The organism is Streptomyces sp. NBC_01474 (assembly GCF_035918215.1).
Taxonomy (GTDB): domain Bacteria; phylum Actinomycetota; class Actinomycetes; order Streptomycetales; family Streptomycetaceae; genus Streptomyces; species Streptomyces aureus.
Genome location: NZ_CP109449.1, coordinates 5,919,559 through 5,939,141 on the forward strand (window position 1 = coordinate 5,919,559; position 19,583 = coordinate 5,939,141).

Annotated in this window: 15 protein-coding genes, 1 tRNA gene and 1 pseudogene; 7 read left to right on the forward strand and 10 right to left on the reverse strand. The window is 69.4% G+C overall.

The genetic code is table 11. From position 1 onward, the window contains the following. Positions 1–23 precede the first annotated feature (23 nt). From cysS to OG758_RS27255, 3 genes are all read left to right on the forward strand, one after another. Positions 24–1,424 carry a cysteine--tRNA ligase gene (cysS, locus tag OG758_RS27245; RefSeq protein ID WP_326712363.1) on the forward strand — a complete coding sequence of 467 codons (1,401 nt, stop codon included), beginning with the start codon at positions 24–26 and terminating at the stop codon, positions 1,422–1,424. An 85-nt stretch (positions 1,425–1,509) separates the two neighbouring features. Further along, positions 1,510–2,460, forward strand: a complete 951-nt coding sequence (gene rlmB, locus OG758_RS27250) for a 23S rRNA (guanosine(2251)-2'-O)-methyltransferase RlmB (protein WP_266562836.1) — start codon at positions 1,510–1,512, stop codon at positions 2,458–2,460. 92 nt (positions 2,461–2,552) lie between these two features. Next, a complete protein-coding gene (locus tag OG758_RS27255; RefSeq protein WP_326716040.1) occupies positions 2,553–4,211 on the forward strand; it encodes a DoxX family protein in 1,659 nt (552 codons plus the stop codon). Between the two features lie 74 nt (positions 4,212–4,285). Here OG758_RS27255 and OG758_RS27260 read toward each other — a convergent pair whose 3' ends face one another. From OG758_RS27260 to OG758_RS27270, 3 genes are all read right to left on the reverse strand, one after another. Continuing rightward, positions 4,286–5,038: a nucleotidyltransferase family protein gene (locus OG758_RS27260; protein WP_227295560.1), complete on the reverse strand. Its 753-nt coding sequence runs from the start codon at positions 5,036–5,038 to the stop codon at positions 4,286–4,288. A gap of 44 nt (positions 5,039–5,082) precedes the next feature. Continuing rightward, positions 5,083–5,538, reverse strand: a complete 456-nt coding sequence (locus OG758_RS27265) for a hypothetical protein (RefSeq protein ID WP_326712364.1) — start codon at positions 5,536–5,538, stop codon at positions 5,083–5,085. A 224-nt stretch (positions 5,539–5,762) separates the two neighbouring features. Beyond that, positions 5,763–6,902, reverse strand: coding sequence for an ABC transporter ATP-binding protein (locus OG758_RS27270; protein ID WP_326712365.1), 1,140 nt, complete (start codon positions 6,900–6,902; stop codon positions 5,763–5,765). A 219-nt stretch (positions 6,903–7,121) separates the two neighbouring features. Between OG758_RS27270 and OG758_RS27275 the strand changes: the two genes are divergently transcribed. Then, positions 7,122–7,196: transfer RNA gene (locus OG758_RS27275), tRNA-Thr, on the forward strand. A gap of 48 nt (positions 7,197–7,244) precedes the next feature. Here the strand turns inward: OG758_RS27275 and OG758_RS27280 are convergent. Then, positions 7,245–7,511 (reverse strand): annotated as a pseudogene (locus tag OG758_RS27280) (tyrosine-type recombinase/integrase); the annotation flags it as partial. Positions 7,512–8,610: 1,099 nt separating this feature from the next. Here OG758_RS27280 and OG758_RS27285 point away from each other — a divergent pair. Together OG758_RS27285 and OG758_RS27290 are read left to right on the forward strand one after the other, a co-directional pair. Beyond that, complete coding sequence (locus tag OG758_RS27285) at positions 8,611–8,967, forward strand: carboxymuconolactone decarboxylase (protein WP_326712366.1); 357 nt, start codon at positions 8,611–8,613, stop codon at positions 8,965–8,967. 116 nt (positions 8,968–9,083) lie between these two features. After that, positions 9,084–10,862: a SulP family inorganic anion transporter gene (locus OG758_RS27290; RefSeq protein WP_326712367.1), complete on the forward strand. Its 1,779-nt coding sequence runs from the start codon at positions 9,084–9,086 to the stop codon at positions 10,860–10,862. A 53-nt stretch (positions 10,863–10,915) separates the two neighbouring features. On the opposite strand, the gene OG758_RS27295 is transcribed toward OG758_RS27290, so the two are convergent. The 4 genes from OG758_RS27295 to OG758_RS27310 all read right to left on the reverse strand — a co-directional run bounded on the left by OG758_RS27295 (position 10,916) and on the right by OG758_RS27310 (position 15,407). After that, entirely contained in the window at positions 10,916–11,368 is a 453-nt protein-coding gene (locus OG758_RS27295; protein WP_326712368.1) for an SHOCT domain-containing protein, read from the reverse strand. 289 nt (positions 11,369–11,657) lie between these two features. After that, positions 11,658–13,091: an MFS transporter gene (locus OG758_RS27300; protein ID WP_326712369.1), complete on the reverse strand. Its 1,434-nt coding sequence runs from the start codon at positions 13,089–13,091 to the stop codon at positions 11,658–11,660. A 30-nt stretch (positions 13,092–13,121) separates the two neighbouring features. Next, positions 13,122–14,984: a glycoside hydrolase family 15 protein gene (locus OG758_RS27305; RefSeq protein WP_326716041.1), complete on the reverse strand. Its 1,863-nt coding sequence runs from the start codon at positions 14,982–14,984 to the stop codon at positions 13,122–13,124. A gap of 270 nt (positions 14,985–15,254) precedes the next feature. Next, positions 15,255–15,407: a hypothetical protein gene (locus OG758_RS27310; RefSeq protein WP_326712370.1), complete on the reverse strand. Its 153-nt coding sequence runs from the start codon at positions 15,405–15,407 to the stop codon at positions 15,255–15,257. A 120-nt stretch (positions 15,408–15,527) separates the two neighbouring features. On the opposite strand from OG758_RS27310, the gene OG758_RS27315 reads away from it, so the two are divergent. Beyond that, on the forward strand, positions 15,528–16,955 hold the full coding sequence (locus OG758_RS27315; protein WP_326712371.1) for a PA14 domain-containing protein: 1,428 nt from the start codon (positions 15,528–15,530) through the stop codon (positions 16,953–16,955). A gap of 461 nt (positions 16,956–17,416) precedes the next feature. Here the strand turns inward: OG758_RS27315 and OG758_RS27320 are convergent, their stop codons facing one another. Both OG758_RS27320 and OG758_RS27325 read right to left on the reverse strand, forming a co-directional pair. After that, positions 17,417–18,838: an NAD(P)/FAD-dependent oxidoreductase gene (locus OG758_RS27320; protein ID WP_326712372.1), complete on the reverse strand. Its 1,422-nt coding sequence runs from the start codon at positions 18,836–18,838 to the stop codon at positions 17,417–17,419. A gap of 11 nt (positions 18,839–18,849) precedes the next feature. Next, positions 18,850–19,578: a rhomboid-like protein gene (locus OG758_RS27325; protein ID WP_326712373.1), complete on the reverse strand. Its 729-nt coding sequence runs from the start codon at positions 19,576–19,578 to the stop codon at positions 18,850–18,852. Positions 19,579–19,583 lie beyond the last annotated feature (5 nt).

Below are 19,583 nucleotides of genomic sequence, written 5' to 3' on the forward strand. Positions count from 1 at the left end.
CTTGGGCCCACTACCCTGGAGGCGTGACTATTCGCCTGCACGACACCAGCGCCCGGAAGATCCGTGACTTCGTCCCGCTGACACCGGGTTGTGTCTCGATCTACCTCTGTGGCGCGACCGTGCAGGCCGCTCCGCACATCGGGCACATCCGGTCCGGCCTCAACTTCGACATCATGCGCCGCTGGTTCACGTACCGCGGCTACGAAGTGACGTTCGTGCGGAACGTCACCGACATCGACGACAAGATCATCAAGAAGGCCGCCGAACAGGGCAGGCCCTGGTGGTCGATCGGGTACGAGAACGAGCGCGCGTTCAACGACGGCTACACCGCCCTCGGCTGCCTGCCGCCCACCTACGAGCCGCGCGCCACCGGTCATGTCACCGAGATGGTCGAGATGATGCGCGGCCTCATCGAGCGCGGCCACGCCTACGAGGCGGACGGGAACGTCTATTTCGACGTGCGTTCCTTCCCCGGCTACCTGGAGCTCTCGAACCAGGACCTCGACGAGCTGCGCCAGCCGTCCGGCGACGGCGAGACCGGCAAGCGCGACCCGCGCGACTTCGCCATGTGGAAGGCCGTCAAGCCCGGCGAGCCCAGCTGGGAGACCCCGTGGGGCCGCGGCCGGCCCGGCTGGCACCTGGAGTGCTCGGCGATGGCCCACAAGTACCTGGGCACCGCCTTCGACATCCACGGTGGCGGCATCGACCTGATCTTCCCGCACCACGAGAACGAGATCGCCCAGGCCAAGGCCTTCGGCGACGAGTTCGCCAAGTACTGGGTGCACAACTCGTGGGTCACCATGAGCGGCGAGAAGATGTCGAAGTCCCTGGGCAACTCGGTCCTCGTGTCCGAGATGGTCAAGGACTGGCGCCCGATCGTGCTGCGCTACTACCTCGGCACCCCGCACTACCGCTCGACCATCGAGTACAGCGAGGAGGCCCTGCGCGACGCCGAGTCGGCGTTCGCGCGGATCGAGGGCTTCGTGCAGCGCGTCGTGGAGAAGGCCGGGGGCGTCGTCGCCCCCGCCGACGAGGTGCCGCCCGCCTTCGCCGAGGCCATGGACGACGACCTCGGCGTGCCGCAGGCACTCGCGATCATCCACACCACCGTCCGCCAGGGCAACAGCGCCCTCGCCGCCGACGACAAGGAAGCCGCCGTCGCCCGCCTCGCCGAGGTGCGCGCGATGCTCGGCGTCCTCGGCCTGGACCCGCTCGACCCGCACTGGGCCGGCGAGACCGACCGCGGCGAGGACCTGCACGGCGCCGTCGACACCCTCGTACGGCTCGTCCTCGAGCAGCGCGAGTCCGCTCGCGCCCGCAAGGACTGGGCGACCGCCGACGCCATCCGCGACCAGCTCGGCCAGTCCGGGCTCGTCATCGAGGACAGCCCGACCGGGCCGCGCTGGACGCTCGGCCCGCGCTGACGACCTGCGCGAATGTGCCGCTCGGGCCTCCGGGCGGCACACTTCATATACGTACGCACATACGCATCACACAGACAGGTAGATCATGGCCGCGAACAACCGCCGCATGTCCGGCAAGAAGGGCGCGCAGGTCGGCAGTGGCGGCCAGCGACGCCGGGGACTCGAAGGCAAGGGTCCGACGCCGCCCGCCGAGATGCGCAAGGGACACAAGAAGAACCGCATCGCGGGCGCCAAGGCGAAGCAGACCACTGCCACCCGCCGCACCGCGACGCTGAAGGGCCGCGGCGGCAAGGGCACGTCCGAGATGGTCGTCGGCCGCAACTCCGTCGTCGAGGCGCTGCGCGAGGGCGTGCCCGCCTCGATGCTCTACGTCCAGCAGTTCATCGACAACGACGAGCGGGTGCGCGAGGCGCTCCAGCTCGCCGGTGAGCGCGGTGGCATCCACCTGATGGAGGCCCCCCGCCCCGAGCTGGACCGCATGACGAACGGCCTCAACCACCAGGGCCTCGTCCTCCAGGTCCCGCCGTACGAGTACGCGCACCCGGAGGACCTCGCCGCCGCCGCGTACGACCAGGGCCAGGACCCGCTGATCGTCGCCCTGGACGGCGTCACCGACCCGCGCAACCTGGGCGCCGTCGTGCGTTCCGTCTCCGCGTTCGGCGGCCACGGCGTCGTCGTGCCCGAGCGGCGCGCGGCCGGCATGACCGCCGGTGCCTGGAAGACGTCCGCGGGCGCCGCAGCCCGTACGCCCGTCGCCCGCGCCACGAACCTGACGCGCGCTCTCGAGGGGTACAAGAAGGCGGGTATCGCCATCGTCGGTCTCGCGGCCGACGGCGAGCACACCGTCGGTGACCTCGAAGCCCTCGGCGGGCCTGTCGTCATCGTCGTCGGCAGCGAGGGCAAGGGCCTGTCCCGTCTCGTCGGCGAGACCTGTGACTACCGAGTGCGGATCCCGATGCCGGGCGGCACCGAATCCCTCAACGCCGGTGTCGCGGCGGGCGTCGTCCTGTACGAGGCTGCGCGCCGCCGGTCCTGAGCCGGGTGTCCGGGCCGCGATCTTGACGCGGTCCGGACATTTGCACGCGCTCGAGGCAGTGTCCTAAACACACATCACTCGGTTAGATGAGTGTGGACACCAGAACACCCCGCACACCTACGGGGGACCGCTCGCCCGGATTCGGCCCCGGATTCGATTCCGGATTCGACGACGGCCCCGCGCTGAGCATGGTGAAGGTGCCGTGCGATCCCGCGCAGGTCGTCGTCAATCACGCGAGTTTCCGCGTGCAGCTGCCCAGGGCGCAGCAGACGCAGTCCCCTCGCGTCGCCCGGCAACTGGGCTCGCTGGACCAGACCGCCCGCATCCCCGTCGTCGGCGCGGCCGCCGCGCGCCGCCGCGCCCCGGTCGTCTGGAGCGGCCGGTCCGCGCCCGGTGACCCCGGGGCGACCGGTCTCCTCCAGGCGGCCCGCAGAGCAGGCGAGAGCACGCATCCCCGGCACGGCTTCGAGGGCGGGGAGGGCGGCGCCACCCAGGTCATCCCGCGCATCGACCTCGACAGCGACCTCAGGGACGACGCCACCGGCGAACTGCCCACGGTCACCGCGCAGGGGACCCGCCTCCTCCCGAAGATGCGCCAGTCCGGCAGCGCCTTCGAAGAGCCGTCGTACGTGGAACCCCCGTACGACGAGGGCGAGTTCGGCGACGACGAGTACGGCGACGGGGGCGAGCGGAACGCCTCCCGGCGGCACGGCGCCGACCCGGTGCGGCACGCGTACTACCCCGGCCGCCGGATGAACCTCGGCGTCGTCCTCCTCCCGCTGCGCGTCTTCCTCGGCTTCATCTCCATGTACGCCGGCATGGGCAAGCTCTGCGACCCCGTCTACTTCGACGGCGGCGACCGCGGCTCCATGGTCAAGTGGCTCAACTCGCTGCACCCGTGGGCCCTCGCCGAACCCCTGCGCGACTTCGCCCTCCAGCACCCCGTCGGCGCCGGGCTGTGCATCGCCTTCCTCCAGGTCGTCGTCGGCGTGCTCACCGTGCTCGGCCTCTGGCAGCGTGTCGCGGCCGTCTTCGGCGTACTGCTCTCGGCCGCCCTCATCGTCACCGTCAGCTGGAAGACGGTGCCCGCCTACGACGCGCCCGACATCATCTACCTGGCCGCCTGGTCCCCGCTGATCATCGCGGGCGCGCCCGTCTACTCCATCGACGGACGCCTCGCGGGCGGCGCCTGGCGCCGGCTCGGCCCGCGCGCCGAACTGTGGGATCTGCGGCGGTACGTGCTGCGCCGCGGCACCGTCGTGACGACCGTCGTCGTCGGCCTGACCCTGCTCATCGGCTCGCTGCTCGGCGGCGCCGTGCGCGACGCGGGCCGCGTCACCGCCCCCGGTCCCGGTGAGGCCCCGCGCAACGAACTGCCCGGCTCCCCGCTCCCGTCGGAGCCCGGCCGCAAGCAGCACCGCTCGCAGAGCCCGTCGGCGTCCAACACGCCGACACAGGGCGCCACTTCGGCGAAGCCGTCCGGCGCCGCGAGCTCAGCGGGATCCGCCCCGGCGACGGGCACCGCCAGCGGCGCGGGCCAGCCCAGCCAGACGCAGGGCACGGGCCAGGTGCCCCCGCGGTCGGTCCCGCCGGCCCAGCAGCAGCCTCCGGCGTCCAGCAGCGGTCCCGCCTCCAGCGGTGGTACGGGCACGGGCGGCGGCACCGGTACCGGTGGCGGCACCGGCGATTCCGGCGGTTCCGGCGACGGGGACAAGCCGGGGGGCCTCCTCGGCGGAGTACTCGGCGGCTGACCACACCCCGTAGAAGCCTGAAGGGGCCCGCACACGCTGTGTGCGGGCCCCTTCAGGTTTCGGGGGCTACGGGCTCAACGCCCCGGCGCGGCCAGCTCCTTGGCGGCCTCGGTGAGGTCCTTCGCCGTGTCGATGGCCCTCCAGTACGCGCCCTGCGGGATCGGGAACCCGGCCAGACGCTTGGCGCGGGCCAGGCGCGGGAACGTGGTGCGCTCGTGGTCACCGCGGTCCGGGAGCAGGCCCGTGAAATCGGGGGAGAAGACATAGACGCCCGCGTTGATCAGATACGGGGACGGCGGGGCTTCGACGAAGTCCGTGATGTGGCCGAACGCGTCGGTCTCCACAGCGCCCCACGGGATGCGGGGACGGGCCAGGGCGAGGGTGGCGGTGGCGTCGCGCTCGGCGTGGAAGTCCGCCATCTCGCGCAGCGAGAACCGGGTCCAGATGTCGCCGTTCGTCGCGTACCAGGGCCGGTCGGGGTGCGGCAGGTGCGCGGCGGCGTACTTGAGGCCGCCGCCACGGCCGAGGGGTTCCTTCTCGACGACCGTGGTGACGCGCAGGGGGAGTTCGGCGCCGTCGAGCCACTCCTGGAGCACCTCGGCGAGATGCCCGCAGGAGACGACCGCGTCCGTCACGCCCTCTTCGGCGAGCCAGGCAAGCTGATGGCCGATGATCGGGGTCCCCGTGCCGGGGATCTCGACCATCGGCTTGGGCCGGTCGTCGGTGTAGGGCCGCAGGCGCGAGCCCTGGCCGCCGGCCAGGACGACGGCCTGTGTGGGGTGGTGCTGGCTGTGCGTGTGCGGGTCCTGGGCCTGGGCGCTCGTCATGCCCGCACTGTACGTCGGCCCCTTCCCGGCCGGTCGTGAGGGCGTCAGCCGCGCGCCGCCGTGGCGACGCCCGTGGCGAACGCGGTGTCGCAGACGGGGCGGGCGAAGGACTGGGCGCGGGAGGGGCCGTAGGCCTGCACGGCGGCGCGGCCCAGGGCGCGTGCGATGGAGACGCAGTGCTCGGCAAGGGACGGCCGCTCGTGCATCTCCTGCTGGAGGTGGGTGAGGGCGATACCGGGGTCCTTGTCCTGGAGCTCGAGCAGCAGCTTGTCGCGCAGGACGTCCTGGGGGGCACGCGACTTGGCGCGCGCCGAGACGTTCTGCGAGGAAGCGGTGAGGATCGAGTCCGCTGAACTGCCGGACCAGTTCACTCGGGTGACCGCGAGTGTGCCGGAGAGCACCAGCATCACCGGCAGGACGAGAGCGAGGGTGCGGCCGACGCGGCGGGCGGGGCCCCGGCCTCGGCGCGGCTTCTGGGTGTAGTTGGCGGAGTGCGTCACGCGAGTGAGCGTAGCGGTCGGTGATGATTTGGCGACATTTAGTCACTCGGTCGAGGGATGGGTAATCCGGTTTTGATTTACGCGTGTTGACGCACGGGGGTCGAAATGGCGGATGTGCCGGGGTATTTGTCGACAACGCGGCGTGCGTGGAGGGTGGACAGCGGCCGGAACGCGGAGGAGCCCCGCACCGAAGTGCGGGGCTCCACAGCGGAACAGGCGGGATGTCAGTCGGTGAGGCGCTCACCGGTCGACGAGGAGAAGACGTGGGTCTCGCCCGGACGCGGCACGACGTGGAGCTGGGTGCCCTTCTCGGGGACCTGGCGGCCGTTGACCCGGACGACGAGGTCCTTGGCCTCGCCACCGACCTGCGCGGTGCCGTAGACGTAGCCGTCGGCGCCGAGTTCCTCGACGACGTTCACCGAGACGGCGAGGCCGGCCGGGGAGTCCTCGGCATCCTTGGAGAGGGACTTCGCGGCCTCGGCGCCGCCCGCCTCGACGATGTCGAAGTGCTCCGGGCGGACACCGACGGTGACGGTGCGGTCGCCGGCGTCGGAGGCGGCCTTCAGCGCATCGCGGTTCACCGGGACGACCGAGTTGCCGAACTTCACGCCGCCGTCGGTGATCGGGACCTCGACCAGGTTCATGGCGGGGGAGCCGATGAAGCCGGCGACGAAGAGGTTGGCCGGGCGGTCGTACATGTTGCGCGGGGTGTCGACCTGCTGCAGCAGGCCGTCCTTGAGGACCGCCACACGGTCACCCATCGTCATGGCCTCGACCTGGTCGTGGGTGACGTAGACGGTGGTGATGCCGAGGCGGCGCTGCAGCGACGCGATCTGCGTACGCGTGGACACACGGAGCTTGGCGTCGAGGTTCGACAGCGGCTCGTCCATGAGGAAGACCTGCGGCTCACGCACGATGGCGCGACCCATGGCCACGCGCTGGCGCTGACCGCCGGAGAGGGCCTTCGGCTTGCGGTCCAGGTACTCGGACAGGTCGAGGATCTTCGCGGCCTCTTCGACCTTTTGGCGGATCTCGGCCTTGTTCACGCCGGCGATCTTGAGGGCGAAGCCCATGTTGTCGGCGACCGACATGTGCGGGTAGAGCGCGTAGTTCTGGAACACCATGGCGATGTCCCGGTCCTTGGGCGGCAGGTGGGTCACGTCGCGGTCGCCGATGCGGATCGCTCCGCCGTTCACGTCCTCGAGACCCGCGAGCATGCGCAGGGAGGTCGACTTGCCGCAGCCGGACGGGCCGACGAGGACGAGGAACTCGCCGTCCTCGATCTCGATCTCCAGGCCGTCGACGGCCGGCTTGGTGGAGCCCGGGTAGATCCGGGTCGCCTTGTCGAACGAAACAGTTGCCATGGCTGTGAAGCCCCCTTCACCGGCAGGAACGTGCCGGACGATCCGAGTAAAGGTGGTGATCCGCTACGGCTGATGCCGCAGTGGTTTAGTCCACACGGGTGAACTGCTTCTGGACGGTACCTGTCGGGTGTCGGGTCTGTCAGTAGTCGGAGCGAAGTGACCTTCGACGAAATATTCGACAGGGTGTCGCCCGTCGTTGGTTACACTGCTCGGGCTGCTGCCTCCTTAGCTCAGTCCGGCCAGAGCAACGCACTTGTAATGCGTAGGTCGTCGGTTCGAATCCGACAGGGGGCTCTACCCGAAACCCCAGGTCGGAACTGCTCCGACCTGGGGTTTTGTCGTTCAGCGGATGCGGCGACGGCGCCTGGAGCGGGCCGCTCGGCTGTCGACGGTCTCAGTTTCGGTCTCATTGGGGCCCGGATCGGGTTCTGCGGGAGCGGGGGCGAAGAACTCGCCCATGCGACGCATCGCGTCCTTCGACAGGTGTGATCTGCCCTTCACGTAGCGCCGGGTCTGACTGATCTGGGTATGCCGAAGGATCTCCATGATCGTGGGCATGCCGACGCCCAGCTCGTTCAGGATCGTGCCGGCCGTGTGGCGGCTCCCGTCGAGCTGAAAGGACGCCTTCGGCGTCGCCCTTCGGCCGCACGGCCGACAAGAGCGCGGGGCCCTTGGCGGCGTCCTCGCGGCTGGTCGTAGTCGACGGCTGCGGCAGGGCGAAGGTACTCAGTCGGCATCGACTTCATAGAGGATCTTGTGCCTGTCTCCTGGGAGGATCGTGACCATGCAGCGGAGTCGCCACGATCAGCTTGTAGAGATAGGAGGCGGACTCCGGCTTGTCATCGAGGTCCGCGGCCGGCAGGCAGCTCGGTGCCCGGATCGTTGACTGGGCTAGCCGTGTTGCTGCGCTGGAGGGGCGGGACTGGGTTCGCATCGACACCTGGCGCACGAACACGGAACTGCACGCCTACTACGAGCGCTTGGGGTTCAAGCATGTCCGGACAGAGGCGCCGTCGCACCGTCGATCCGGATGGCTTGCCCAGAGGTCGTCAGACGTAATCGCTCTCCCAGGCCAGCCCTTGGCCGTGGGTAGGAACTGAGGATCGATCCGCACAGGTGGAGCAGTTGTTACAGGTTTCCCTGCCTCATCAAGCCCCGGCTCCGCTGCGGGCGCCGCTCCTGCCTCCGGCCCGCTCCGCCCGCGCTGCGCCGACGCGCGCCCACTAGGGGATAGGCCTGTGGCCATGAGTCGATCACCGCGTACGCGACGGTCAGGCCAGTGCCTCCGGCAGGGGATCGGCCAGCACCGGGAGGGGGCGCCGTCGCCGACCGCGGGCCCGTTGTGGCTGACGCAGGGAGCTCCCGTCCCGTATGCCATCGCCCCAGGCAGAGCTGAGCAGACGCGGCTCCTGGAGTCCAGGTCGTTCGTACAGTGGTGGTGCTGTGGTCGGGCGCGGGCAGCTCGCCGGACTCGGCGGCGGCCCGTACGCGCCCCAGCGCCGCGTCCCCTCGGTGCGCATCACCACCCCGTACCCTCCGCCCCCAGCCGGGACCTTGGAACAGTGCAGGAGAAGGGTGTCCGGCTCAACGCGCGGCACCGGTCGGGGCTGCCTACGCTGGAGGGGCAAACTGCCTGGCGCGCAGGGGGATTCCCACGCTCAGCGGGATTCGCGTCCAACTTCCCAAAGCACTGGAAGGCGGTCCCGATATGGCCACTGCATCTGAGACTCCCGTCCTCGACACGATCACTGCCATGACCATTGACTCCATCGAGCATTGCCACATGGACAAGCGGTCGTTGATTCAAGCCCGTATTGCCGCACTCGTGGCCATGGACGCACCAGCAGTCTCCTATTTGGCCCACATCGACCCTGCGATCAAGGCCGACTTCACGGTCGAGCAGCTACAGGATCTTCTCGTTGCGATCGCCCCAGTTGTGGGGACGGCACGCGTCATGTCGGCGGCAACCCACATCGGCCAGGCGTTCGGTGTCGCCATCGGACTTGCCGCTGCCGAGGCCGAGGCCATAGCCGAGGCGGAGGCCCAGAGCCGGAGCAATCCCTGAATGGTGCGTTTGCCAGCAACACCAGGCAGTCCGGCCAGGTCTAGCTGCGCGCCCTCGGGCTTCCGTTCGTCCAGGAGCGCGGCCCGCCGGCCGAAGGGCGCGGGCAGGCCCGCGTGATGGCCCGCCGCAGCGGCCACGGGGTCCGGTTCCGGCTGCGCGCCGTTGCCGGCGTCCGCGTCGTGGCGTCCTACCGCCGCGCGTGGCTGGCCAAGGACGTGGTCGCAGGCATCGTGCTCACTACCCTGCTCGTGCCGCAGGGTATGGCGTACGCCGAGCTGGCGGGCCTGCCCTCCATTACCGGCCTGTACACGACCGTTCTCTGCCTGCTCGGCTACGCGGTGTGCGGACCGTCTCGGATCCTGGTCCTGGGCCCTGACTCGTCGCTGGGGCCGATGATCGCCGCCACCGTGCTGCCCTTGGTGGCCTCGGGCGGGGACCCCGACCGTGCCGTGGCACTGGCCTCGATGCTCGCCATTATGGTGGCAGGGATCATGATCCTGGCATCGGTGGCGAAACTCGGCTTCATCGCCGACCTGATCTCCAAGCCGACGATGATCGGCTACGTGAACGGCCTCGCGCTCACCATCCTCATCGGTCAATTGCCCAAACTGCTCGGGTTCAAGGTCGAGGCAGACAACCTGGTCGGCGAGTGCGTCAGGCTGGTGCAGAAAATCGCCGACGGGGCGGTGGTACCGGCCTCGGCAGCGATCGGAGTCGGCGGCATCGCTCTGATTCTGGTGCTGCAGCGCACGATGCCGAAGATCCCCGCGGTGCTGGTGATGGTGGTCCTGGCGATCGCCTCGGTCGCCGTGTTCGGCTTGGGCGAGCACGGCGTCAGCCTGGTCGGGGAACTTCCCCAGGGCTTCCCGCCATTCACGATCCCTGACGTCCGTGCGTCCGACCTGGCCCCCTTGTTCGGCGGTGCGTTGGGCATCGCCCTCGTGTCGCTGGCCGACACAATCTCCAATGCGTCCGCCTTCGCGGCCCGGACCGGGCAGGAGGTGCGCGGCAACCAGGAGATGGTCGGCGTAGGGGCCGCGAATCTGGCCGCCGGTCTCTTTCAGGGCTTCCCTGTCAGCACCAGCGGCTCACGGACGGCCGTGGCAGAGCGCGCCGGGGCGAGGAGCCAACTCACCGGCGTCATCGGAGCGGCGCTGATCGTCCTCATGCTCCTGCTCGCCCCGGGGATGTTCCGCAATCTGCCCCAGCCCGCCCTCGCCGCCGTCGTCATCACCGCCTCGCTGTCACTGGCCGACGTAGCGGGAGGCGTACGGCTGTGGCGGCAGCGCCGGACCGAGTTCCTGCTGTCTGCCGCCGCCTTCCTCGGGGTGGCCCTGCTCGGCGTCCTGCAGGGCATCGCCATCGCCGTCGCCCTGTCCGTACTCAACGTTTTCCGGCGAGCCTGGTGGCCATACGACACCACGCTCGGGAAAGTCGAGGGGCTGGAGGGATACCACGACGTACGGTCCTACCCACAGGCCCAGCGGCTGCCCGGACTCGTGATCTACCGGTTCGACGCACCGCTGTTCTTCGCCAACGCCAAGACCTTCCGCGACGAGGTGCGGCGGCTGGCCGTCAGCGAGCCACGGCCCGAGTGGATCGTCATCGCCGCCGAGCCGATGACCGATGTGGACACCACAGCCGCCGACATGCTGGAGGAGCTGGACGAGGCGCTCAACGCCGAACAGGTCCATCTGGTCTTCGCCGAGCTCAAGGATCCCGTGCGGCGCAAGATCGAGCGCTATGGGCTGACCCGCACCATCGACCCGGGTCACTTTTTCCCGACTGTGGAGGCCGCTGTCGCCGGCTTCCGTGTGCGCACCGGAGCAGAGTGGACGCTGCCGGGGACGGAGCAGCCCGGGACGCAGCCCCCACCGTCAGGAGGCGGGCAATGAGGGGGCGGGCATGGGGATGATCAGCGCGTGCCTCGGTTGCCTTCGTCCGGTGATCAGCGAGGGTTAGGCGTGTTGATCGAGGCGGCATTGTTTGTGGGGCTGCCTCCGCTCAGTACCAGTGCCTTCGCCCTGAGGAACTCTTCCTCCGTGATGTCGCCCCGAGTGTGCATCTCCGCAAGCTTGGCGAGTTCGTCAGCGCTGGCGGGCTTGGCGCTGCCTGCCGTCTCCTTGACGTAGGAGTCGAATGCGTTGCGCTGGTCGATCATCTGCTGCATCTCGCGTCGCCCCATGCCCTTGCCGCGGGCGATCAAGTAGACGAAGACCCCGAGGAACGGCAGAAAGCACACGAAGACCAGCCAGCCGGCCTTTCCCCAGCCGCTGAGCGAGTCGTCCCGGAAGATGTCGAAGACGATCTTGAACAGCAGGTAGAACCACATGATCCACAGGAACAACCACAGCATGGTCCAGAAGACGCTCAGCAGCGGGTAGTCGTAGGCGAGGTACATCTGCGTAGTCCTTCCTCTCCTGCCCGGCCTCACCCGGGACGGCGTTCTGACTCCACGCTGGGCCCCAAGGGAGCCGGCTGCCTCACACGGTGTGGGTGAATTCGCGGCCGACGCCTCGATGCTCGCCCTGGCCGGGGCAGCGACCAGCGGCGGAGACCTCACCCCTCAGGTGTGGACGATGTCCGTATCCGCGCCGTGTGGAGCGCTGCCGGGTGCCTGGTGGGTGTCAGTGCGATCAGTGCCGGGGTGGAGGCTGAAGCCCGCGGCCGACAGGCAAGTCCCTCTGCGGCTAGCGGGCAGCGGGTGGCTGAGGTGGGAGGTTGGCCGGGGCCGGGCCGGTGGGGCCGCCGCGGGGGAGGCGTGTGGCGGTGACGAGGCCGGCGAGGGCGCCGAGGGCGAGGGTCGCCATGGCGGCGGCGTAGGCGTTCTTGGTGAGGTTGGCGACCAGGATGGTGCCGGCAATGGCCGTGCCGAAGGTGGAGCCGAGGTTGGAGATGCTCCGGGACAGGCCGGAGATCTCACCCTGTTGATCCTCCGGGAAGGCGGATTGGACCACGTTCACGGACGGGGTGAGCATGACGCCGAGCCCTAGGCCGATCAGCAGCAGGCCGGGAGCGAATGCCCACGGGTTCGGTGTACCGGCGACCAGGGCGATCAGGACGCCGATGCCGACGATGGCGAGGGCGAACCCGGCGATGATCAGTGTCCGCTGCGGAAGGCGCTTGGCGAGGCGTTCCGCAGCGAGTGAGGACGCGAGCACTCCGAGGGTGGCCGCGGTGAAGATGACGCCTGTCTCGATGGCGTCGTAGCCGCGCACGACCTGGAGATAGGTGGCGACAGTGAACGAAGTGCCCATGAGCAGCAGCCACTGGGCGTTCTGGGTGATCAGACCAAGGTTGGAGGTGCGGTCACGGAAGAGGCTGGTGGACAGCAGCGGCTCTCTTCCGGCGCGCTCTTCGCTGCGGATCCAGTGCACGAACCACGCCAGTACGAGAAGGCCGGCAGCGAGCAGGCCGAGCATCAGGCCCAGGTTGTTGTCGGCGGCGAGGATGCCCATGACGACCAGGACCAGCCCGCCGGCGGACAGGACGGCGCCTCGGACGTCGAAGTGGCGGTCGGGATCGGGCGGCAGGGGGTCGGTGATCGTGCGACTCAGCGCGATGATCAGCGCGATCACCAGGGCTTGGAAGACGAAGGCCGCACGCCAGCTGATCGCGGAGGTGATGAGCCCGCCGATCAAGGGCCCTGCGGCCGCTCCCACGCCGCCGGCGGCCATGATGACTCCGAACGCGCGGGCTCGGGACGTGAGGTCGGTGAACAGCAGCGTGGTGAGGATGTAGACCGGCGGGATGAGCAGGGCTGTACCGACGCCTTCAAAGATGGAGTTGCCCAGGATAAGCACACCGAGTCCGGGTGCTGCGGCGCTGAGGACGGCGCCGATGCCGTAGACGACGAGGCCGACGAGGAAGCAGCGTTTGCGGCCGAAGCGGTCGGTCGCCTTGCCGCCAGGGATCATCAGGGCGGCCATGACCAGGAGGAACACCGTGATCGCGACCTGTACGCCCTGAACGGTTGTGTCCAGGTCGTGACTGATGTCGTTGATCATCACGTTCATGTTGGAGCCGGCGAAACTGCAGATGAACTGCGCCAGCGCGAGCGGTGCCAGCATCCTGCCGCTACGGGCCGGTTGGGCACGCCCGTTGGCGGCGGCATCTTCGGTCATGGGACCTGGCCTCTCTTCGGGGCGGGCGGCTCAGGCGTCCGATCGGTCGACGCGGTCGAGTTCCTCATCGAGGGCGAGGGCTGCGGCGACGAGCGCGAGATGAGTGAAGGCCTGCGGGAAGTTGCCGAGTTGCTCTCCGGAGGGGCCGATCTCCTCGGCGAACAGGCCGACGTGGTTGGCGTAGGTGAGCATCTTGTCGAAGGCGTAGCGGGCCTGGTGGACGCGGCCGGAACGGGCGAGGGCCTCGACGTAGAGGAAGCTGCACAGACTGAAGGTGCCCTCGGAGCCTTGCAGTCCGTCGGGCGAAGCCGCGGGGTCGTAGCGGTAGACGAGGCTGTCGCTGACGAGCTCGTTGGTCATCGCGTCGAGGGTGCTGAGCCAGTCCGGGTCGGTCGGGGACAGGAACCCGACGCGGGGCATCAGAAGCAGTGAGGCGTCAAGGACGTCGGTGTCGTAGTGCTGGACGAAGGCGCGGCGTTTGTCGCTCCAGCCGCGCTCGGTGATCTGCCGAAAGACGGTGTCGCGGGCTTCGCGCCAGCGGGCGAGGTCGGCGGGCCGGGCGTGAACAGTGGCCAGGCGAATCGCCCGGTCGAAGGCGACCCAGGTCATCAGGCGGCTGTAGGTGAACTCCTTCTGCCCGCCGCGGGTTTCCCATATGCCCTCGTCCGGGCGGTCCCAGTGGTCGCACAGCCAGTCGATGAGCCCGGCGAACACGCGCCAGCCGCGGAGTCCGCCGATGTCGTCGGTCTGGGCGATGGCGTAGGCGGCCTCGCCGTATATGTCGAGCTGGATCTGGTCGGCCGCCGCGTTGCCGGCCCGGACCGGGGCCGAGCGCTGGTAGCCCTCCAGGTGGTCAAGGACCTCCTCGGTCAGGTGGGGCTCGCCGTCCACGCGGTACATGATCTGCAAGGGCTCGCCGGAAGCGGTGCCCCCAGCCTCCAGCCGCTCGCGCATCCACCGGCGGAACGCATCCGCCTCGGCGGTGAAGCCGAGATCGATCAGCGCACGCACGGACAAAGACGCGTCCCGTACCCAGGTGTAGCGGTAGTCCCAGTTGCGCTCGCCGCCGATCTGCTCGGGCAGGCCCATGGTGGCCGCCGCGATCGGGGCACCCGTGGGGGCGTAGGTGAGCAGCTTGAGGGTGATCGCGGACCGGACGACCATCTCGTGCCAGCGGCCCTTGTAGCGGCAGGACCGCAGCCACCTGAGCCAGAAGTCACGGCAGGCATCGAGTGCCGCCGTCACGTCCTCGACGGCCGGCCGCGGCCCACCGGGGCATCCGCTGCGCGAGCCTGGCTCGCCCGTCTCACTGGTGAGGATCACTGCGGCACTCTCACCTGCGTTCAAGGTGAAGCGGCCGGTCACGTCGACGCCGTCGGCGTGGAGTGACACCGGTGCGGTCGCCTGGACATGCAGGTCGGTATCCGGACCGTGAAAGACGACGCTGTCGTCATCGAGGCGGCTGAGCGTGTGTGAGGCGCGGCCGTAGTCGAAGCGGGGCCGGCACACCAGCTCGAAGGGAAGGCTGCCGCGGACCACCCGGGCGACACGGATGAGCCGGTGCCTGTCGACGGGGACGCGCGCGGCGATGGGTTCCATGAAGTCGATGACTTCTCCGACACCTTGCGGGGCCATGAACCGGGTGATGAGAACGGGCGTCTCTGGCATGTACAGCTGGCGCACCGTGGTCTGTTCACCGAGATCCGCGGCGAGGCGGCAGTGGCCGCCACGGTCACTGTCGAGCAGCGACGCGAACAGGCTCGGCGAGTCGAAGCGGGGCGTGCACCACCAGTCGACGGTCCCGTCGGCGGCCACCAGCGCCGCAGTCTGCAGGTCGCCCACCAGCCCGTGGTCCGCGATCGGAGGGTAGTCGTTCATGACTTCTCCCGCCAGGAAACGACGGTCGCCGACAGGGGCCCGGCATCACCGGGTACGGCGAGACTTACGGTCTGCCGAGGGGCAGACCGTCACCTCTCTATGCTCACCGCTGTCACCCGTTCACCGCATCTTGGAACGGGACGCGCTACGCGCGGAACCGCCCTCCCGCCTGCAAGCGGGTATCGCAGGATCGAATCCTGCCGGGGGTACAAGGGAAAAGTGGCACCCACTGAATCAGTAGGTGCTCTTCGCTGCGCGTTCCATCAGCTCGAGGTACGCCACCCGTCACAGCTCCCGCACGTGTCCCCGGTGCTGCACTTGTGCCGAAGCCTCGGCTTGGACCCGGGCGGCCCGCACGTTCCCCAGATTGGTCACCCAGCTCGCGAAGACGGCCGTGCCGCCGGTGAAAGCTGCGACCCACATCGCGCTGTCCCCCACGTCAGCAGCGTCGCGATCGCCTCTGGGCCCCTTCACGTCATCGGGCGCGCCGTGCAACCTTCCTCCCACCTCACGAGTCTCCACGCCGTACGTCCTGCCCTCACAGCGCGAAAGGTCCCCGTGCGCCAGAAGAGTCTCCTCGCCGCCCGGACCGGTGGTGCCATGTCCGCCGTCGTCCTCGGTAGCCTGCTAGCCGCCGCCCCGCAGGCGGCAGCCGCCGACGTCACCTGCTCGACCAACGTCTACAAGCGGACGTTCTACAAGAACACCTCGTTCTCCGGCTCCCCGGTGAGGACTGACTGCGACAGCACCATCAGCCAGAGCTGGTCCGGCAGCCCGGTCTCCGGCGTGCCGTCGAACAACTTCGGTGTCCGCTGGTCGGTAGCCCGCGACTTCGGCTCCGGCGGCCCCTTCACGTTCACCGCCTCCGCCACCGACGGCGTCCGCGTCTACCTGGACGGTGTCCGCCAGATCGACATGTGGCACGGCACCGGTGACACCGCCCGCTCCACGAGCCTCAACCTCACCGTGCCGTCCGGCAAGCACACCATCCGCGTCGACTACGTGAACTGGTCAGGCGCCGCGAAGGTCGCGTACACGTACACGCCCCGGATTTCGGCCACGTACGACAAGACGAAGCCACTCGCCCCCACCGGCGCGAAGACCGCCTACAACACCACGACCCGCAGGACGACCGTCTCCTGGTCCGCCAACAAGGAGATGGACCTGGCGAGTTACTCCCTCTATCGGCGGTCCGTCGGCTCCAGCACCTGGACGAAGGTCACCACGACCACCGCCCGCAGCCACACCGACCCCCTCGTGAACCCCGACGACCGCACGCCCTACTACTACGAGGTTCGCGCCAAGGACAAGGCGGGCAACACCTCGTCGGGCAGCACGGACACCATCGTCCGTCCCCTGCCCGTCGTCACCTCCCTGACCGGCACCTACGACAAGGCGACCGGCAAGGTCACCCTGAAGTGGCCCCTCAACACCGAGCCGCACTTCGACCACTACACGGTCCTGAGCAACGACAAGGTGGACGGCTACTGGGTCTGGGTCCCGCTCGGCACCACCAAGGGCAACACCTGGACCACCGGCCCCGTCACCGCCGACGGCGAGTGGGGCCACTACCGCGTCCTCGTCACCAACGACGGCGGCACCACCACCTACAACCCGGGCTCGCTCGACGCCACCGCCACCAATGAGCTCTGGCTCGACATCCCCGACGGCATCGCCCCCGCCTACGCCCCCGACCTGACCCTGGGCTCCTGCGCGAGCGGAATCCAGGCGACAGCCACCGACTACACGCCGGCCCCGATCCGCGACTTCACCGGCTTCGAGATCGAGCGCCGCGAGGCGGGGACGGACACCTGGTCGGTCGTCCTGCACCAGGGTTACGACCCGCGCTTCGCCGCCACGGCCACCGTCTGCGACCCGCTGCCCGCCGACGGGCGCAGCTATGAGTACCGGGCCCGTACCTACGACGCGGCCGGGAACTACTCGCCGTACAGCGAGCTCCGTGCCATGACCGTGCCGGTCGGCTGACGGTCACGGGGAACACGTGACAGGGGGCGGACAGTGATCGATGCCTGGCGACTCATGAATGGCGACGTGGATAACGTGCGCGAAGTGGAAGCGACGGACCCGACGGGTCGGCGGTGGCCTCGCTACAAGTCAGGCGATGACGCAACCGTCGCGTTCTGCCAGTGGTGACCTCGCGAGCGAGAGTCGTCGCTTGCGCTGACATCCATGCGGACTTGGGTCAGTCTCAGTTCTAGTCTCGATTGCTGCTCAATCCGGTGCGGTACGCGCTCGTCCGTGGACGTTCGGTAGGGCGCCTGACCTGCAGCGCGAACCGATTACCGGATGCCCCTGGACCCCTGTGGAACAAGCCCGGACAGCTTGTAATGCGTAGGTCGTCGGTTCGAATCCGACAGGGGGCTCCCATGGGACGAAGGCCCAGGTCACGGGTGTGACCTGGGCCTTTGTCGTGCGTGGGGGGCTTGTCAGCCGCGGCCCGCCACCCGGTCCGCGGCTCGGGCCAGGCGGGAGGAGTCCGTCGTGTGGGTGGTGAGTTCGCGGTGGTCGGCCGCGTTGTAGGTGGCGTACATGCCGTGGACGCCCAGCCAGCGGAAGGGTTCCGGTTCCCACTTGCGGACCTTGTGGTTGACCCAGGGGAGGGTCGTGAGGTCGGTGGGGCCGGACTGGCCGGAGTCCTGCTGGACCAGGTCGCGCAGGGTGCGGGCGGCGAGGTTGGTGGTGGCGACGCCCGAGCCGACGTAGCCGCCAGCCCAGCCGAGGCCCGTCGCGCGGTCGAGGGTGACCGTGGCGCACCAGTCGCGGGGGACGCCGAGGACGCCGGACCAGGCGTGGGTCACGGCGATGCCCGCCAGCTGGGGGAAGAAGCGGGTCAGGAGCGCGGTGAGGGACTCGATGGTGGCGGGCTGGGTGCGGCCGTCGTTGTCGGTCCTCGAGCCGTAGCGGTACGGGACGCCCCGGCCGCCGAGCGCGATGCGGCCGTCGGCGGTGCGCTGGGCGTACATGTAGGCGTGCGCCATGTCGCCGAGGGTCTCGCGGCCCGCCCAGCCGATGGACTCCCACTGCGCGTCGGTCAGCGGCTCCGTGGCGATCATGGACGAGTTCATGGGGAGCCAGGTGCGGCGCTGACCCTTGAGAGAGGCCGTGAAGCCCTCGGTGCAGCGCAGGATGTAGGGCGCGCGGACCGTGCCGTACGGGGTGGCGGCGTGCTTCGGCTTGATCTCCGTGACGGGTGTCGACTCGTGGATCGTGACGCCGAGCGCCTCGACGGCGGCGGCCAGGCCCTTGAGGAGCTTGACGGGGTGCAGGCGGGCGCCGTGCGGGGTCCAGGTCGAGCCGACGGCCCCGAAGACGCGGACGCGCTCGGCGGTCTCGCGGGCGCCGTGCAGGGTGCGGTCCTTCTCGCCGTACGCGAGTTCCGCCGCGTGGAAGGCCTTGAGGCGGGCCAACTGGGCCGGTGTGTAGGCGATTTCGAGTACGCCGCCCTGGTGGATGTCGGCGTCGATCTCCTCTTCGGCGGCCGCGCGGATCACCTCGGAGACGGTGTCGTTCATGGCTTCCTGGAGGCGGACGGCCGCGTCGTGGCCGTGGAGTTTCGCGTAGCGGTCGCGGCCGGCGATGCCGTTGTAGAGCCAGCCGCCGTTGCGTCCGGACGCGCCGTAGCCGCAGAACTTCTGCTCCAGGACGGTGATGCGGAGGAAGGGCGCGGCCTTCTTCAGGTAGTAGGCGGTCCACAGGCCCGTGTAGCCGCCGCCGACGATGACGACGTCGGCGGACGCGTCACCCGGGAGGGGCTCGCGGGCGGTGGGGATGCCGTCGTCCGCGTACCAGAACGATATGCCGCCGTTGACGGTGGCCTGGGCGCCGTGGGTGCCGTTCTTGCTGCTCATGGCCTCGGACGTTAGCGCTCGGCAGGGGGGTTCGGGCAGGGGGGACGGACGCCTTCCTGATTTGGGTGATCGTTTCGCCGCGCTGTCCTGTCCCGTCGCCGCAGGACCGTCAGCGGGTTCCAGGGCTCGCCCCGGTCGCGTACGAGGGGGTGGCAGGACAGGCCGATGAGGACCGAGACGAAGTGCCCCAGGTCGGTGAAGGTGCGGCTGGTGAGGAGCGGGCCGCCGTAGACGATCAGGACGACGGCCAGACAGACGTAGCGCCAGGGCGGGACGAGCCGGTACGTGAGGACGCCGACGACGCCCGCGAGCGCGTAACTCACTCCCACATCGAGGGTGTCGACCGACGAGGCGGGCGCGTGGCCGTGGCGGATCGCCCACAGCAGGGCGCCCTCGCTGATCAGGGTCGCGAGGACGTGCGCCGCCCCCACGACGGCCAGCCAGCGCCAGGTGTCGAGCCAGCGCTCGGCCTGCGCGTGGAACACCGTGTAGAGGACGGCGTAGGGCCACCAGCTGCTGTCGTCGATCCAGAACAATGAGGCGACGAAGACCCGGACCGGGTTGGTCGACAGCTCGATCAGGTTCGTGGAGCGCTGGCGCAGGAACTCGTGCTCGAAGTGCGGGTCCATGTGGTGCATGGCGACCGTCGTGAAGAACAGGGCGGCCAGCCAGAGATAGGTGCCGGGGGCGTGCCGTACGTACGACCACACGGCGAGGGGGAAACGGCGCATGGACTGCATTCAGG

Excerpts from the sequence above, each read along its gene's own strand:
- OG758_RS27320 (WP_326712372.1), bottom strand. The coding sequence starts at position 18,838 with ATGAGCAGCAAGAACGGCACCCACGGCGCCCAGGCCACCGTCAACGGC.
- OG758_RS27325 (WP_326712373.1), bottom strand. The coding sequence starts at position 19,578 with ATGCAGTCCATGCGCCGTTTCCCCCTCGCCGTGTGGTCGTACGTACGG.
- OG758_RS27285 (WP_326712366.1), top strand. The coding sequence starts at position 8,611 with ATGGCCACTGCATCTGAGACTCCCGTCCTCGACACGATCACTGCCATG.
- OG758_RS27300 (WP_326712369.1), bottom strand. The coding sequence starts at position 13,091 with ATGACCGAAGATGCCGCCGCCAACGGGCGTGCCCAACCGGCCCGTAGC.
- OG758_RS27295 (WP_326712368.1), bottom strand. The coding sequence starts at position 11,368 with ATGTACCTCGCCTACGACTACCCGCTGCTGAGCGTCTTCTGGACCATG.
- OG758_RS27290 (WP_326712367.1), top strand. The coding sequence starts at position 9,084 with ATGGCCCGCCGCAGCGGCCACGGGGTCCGGTTCCGGCTGCGCGCCGTT.
- rlmB (WP_266562836.1), top strand. The coding sequence starts at position 1,510 with ATGGCCGCGAACAACCGCCGCATGTCCGGCAAGAAGGGCGCGCAGGTC.
- OG758_RS27260 (WP_227295560.1), bottom strand. The coding sequence starts at position 5,038 with ATGACGAGCGCCCAGGCCCAGGACCCGCACACGCACAGCCAGCACCAC.
- OG758_RS27270 (WP_326712365.1), bottom strand. The coding sequence starts at position 6,902 with ATGGCAACTGTTTCGTTCGACAAGGCGACCCGGATCTACCCGGGCTCC.